Below are 2,369 nucleotides of genomic sequence, written 5' to 3'. Positions count from 1 at the left end.
GGACGCCGAAAAGGACCTCCGCGCGGGCGGGGACGACCTCAATGCTGGCGTAGTGGCTCATAAAACACCTTCCTTTCCCGACAGTAGTTGAACACCGGGATGTACAGACCATTTTCTATTGCCCACTTCCTGGCGAACCGCAGCGTGTATACCGTACCGCCTTTGTCTCTCGCCGGAATCCGCATCTCTGCGGCACTGTGCAGGCCGTAAGGCAGGTTGAGGTAATACGCCAGGACCGCGTCGCTGTTCCTGACCATGTACTCGTCCCGCTCGTGCATGCAGTTCCTGTTCTGCTCGTACCTGCCGGGGAAAACATAATATACCCGGTCGGCCTCGCCCAGAAGGCGGCGGTACAGCTCCCTCGCGCCCGGTGGCCACCTGCTCTCCTGCCCCGCGCAGGGGACCGCGGCTACCAGCTGGACGGGGACGTGCCTCCGCGCGCGGACGGCGGCGATCCCCAGCAGCGTGTCCCACCCCTGCGCCATGCCGGTGATCACCCTTTCCAGGCCGTACTCCTTGTGCATCGATACGATGTGCGCTGTCAGCTTTTGGACCAGTTCGGAACAGGCCGCAACGTAACCGCCCCACCCCCCGGGCAGGTACTGCGGGCGGTGCCCGGTCCCCATGACCGTCCTGATCAGCAAACAAGATCACCTCACTCTCAGCAGTCTCTCGCCGTACCCAGCTTTCGTCCCGGGCGTTTTCCTGAAGCCGCTCTCCTCGGCCCACCGCCGCAACCGCTCGATGTCGTCCTTTCTGTTCACCGACAGCGGGATGACGTTCTTCAGTGCCGCTATCAGATCATCGGTGGTCACCTCCCTCCCCTCGCTGAAGGCTTCCAGCATGGCGTCTTCCACGGCAGACTCGATTTCCGCGCCGGAATAACCTTCAGAAGCCGCGACCAGTGCCCGCAGGTCAAACCTGCCCGGGTCCCTCCTTCTCTTCGCGAGGTGGATCTTGAAGATCTCCTCCCTGGCCCGCTCGTCCGGCAGGTCGACGAAAAATATGCCGTCGAAACGGCCACGGCGCAGCAGTTCCGGCGGCAGGGACGTTACGTCGTTGGCCGTGGCTACCACCAGCACCGGCGACGTCTTCTCCTGCAGCCACGTCAGGAAGCTGCCGAACACCCTGGACGTGACGCCGGAATCCGTGCGCCCGGACGACGCCGTGCCCGACAGTCCCTTTTCGGCCTCGTCCACCCACAGTACCGCCGGGGCCGCTGCTTCTGCCGCCTGTATGGCCCGGCGCAGGTTGGCCTCGGTCTCGCCGACCAGCGACCCGTAGACGCGCCCGAAGTCCAGCCTGAGCAAGGGTTTCTGCCACTCGCCCGCCACAGCGCGCGCCAGCAGCGACTTGCCGCACCCGGGCACACCCAGTAACAGGCACCCTTTCGCCGGCGATATCCTGTATTCCGCCGCTTCCGGTGAAAACGTCTTGAACCGCTTGACAAACCAGTTTTTGATTTCGTCCAGCCCGCCCACGTCGCTCAGTGAACGGCCCGGCTCGACGAACTCCAGTATGCCCGACCGGGCTGCAGCCTGGCGCTTCTGCTCGCTTATGATCCCCGGGCACAGCCGAGGTCTGCCCTCCGTCCGGACGGTACGGACGATGCTCACCGCAAAAGCGTCCTTGGCTTCGTCCACAGTCAGGCCCAGCGCGGACTCCACGGCCAGCTCTTTCTGCCTGTCGTCGATTTCGGCTGCAATTTTAGCCCCGTTCTTTTCCAGCAAACGGTCGAGTACCTTTCTGAGCTCCTCCCTGCCGGACACGGGACAGTCGACCACGGCCACTTCCCGCTCCAGCTCGCCGGGCACGCTGATGTAGCGGGACACAAAGACCAGGGACGCGCCGTGCCTCTCAGCCACGACGAGCGCGGTGCGCATCGCGCTCAGCACCGGCGGGGACGTCAGGTAGTGGTGGAAGTCCAGGAACACAGCGATAGCGTCTCTGGTTGTTGACGCCTTCTGCAACGCCTGCACCGGCGCGGTGGTGTTGTCCCTGTTCCCCCTGGCGGTAAAAAGGTCGTCTGGGCTGGCGACCTGCCGCAGTCCCTCACTGGCGTCCCACATGTAAAAAGGCCGGTTGCCGACCTCGCGTGCGGCTTCCATGATTTCCTTAACCGTGGACGTTATGTCCTGCGCGCGCACGATTATGCCGGGCTTCGAGCAAAAGAGATAATCCCGCAGCAATTCGGACACCACCTTCCCGATCAATTACAAGAATCTATCTTGTACAAAAATTTCAGGTACTCCGGAAACCTCACCTCTACCAGCCCCGGCTCCCCGGCACGCACCGACGCCGGGCCGGTCCTGCGCTTCCACGCCGCCCACCGCCTCTCCAGCTCCGGGAACGGCAGGACGAAAAACCGC

At 63.5% G+C, this 2,369-nt stretch carries 2 protein-coding genes; both read right to left on the bottom strand.

Translation table 11 applies throughout. The features are described from left to right. Positions 1–38: 38 nt before the first annotated feature. Positions 39–644, bottom strand: a complete 606-nt coding sequence (locus ACPLUI_RS13955) for an SLOG family protein (protein ID WP_424660851.1) — start codon at positions 642–644, stop codon at positions 39–41. A gap of 6 nt (positions 645–650) precedes the next feature. Next, on the bottom strand, positions 651–2,213 hold the full coding sequence (locus ACPLUI_RS13950; RefSeq protein WP_424660850.1) for an AAA family ATPase: 1,563 nt from the start codon (positions 2,211–2,213) through the stop codon (positions 651–653). Positions 2,214–2,369: the final 156 nt, after the last annotated feature.

The sequence above is a fragment of the Desulfofundulus sp. genome (genome assembly GCF_049701015.1).
Lineage (GTDB): Bacteria > Bacillota > Desulfotomaculia > Desulfotomaculales > Desulfovirgulaceae > Desulfofundulus.
Note: the sequence above shows the minus strand (reverse complement) of the source record. Positions and strands in the feature narration are given on the sequence as shown.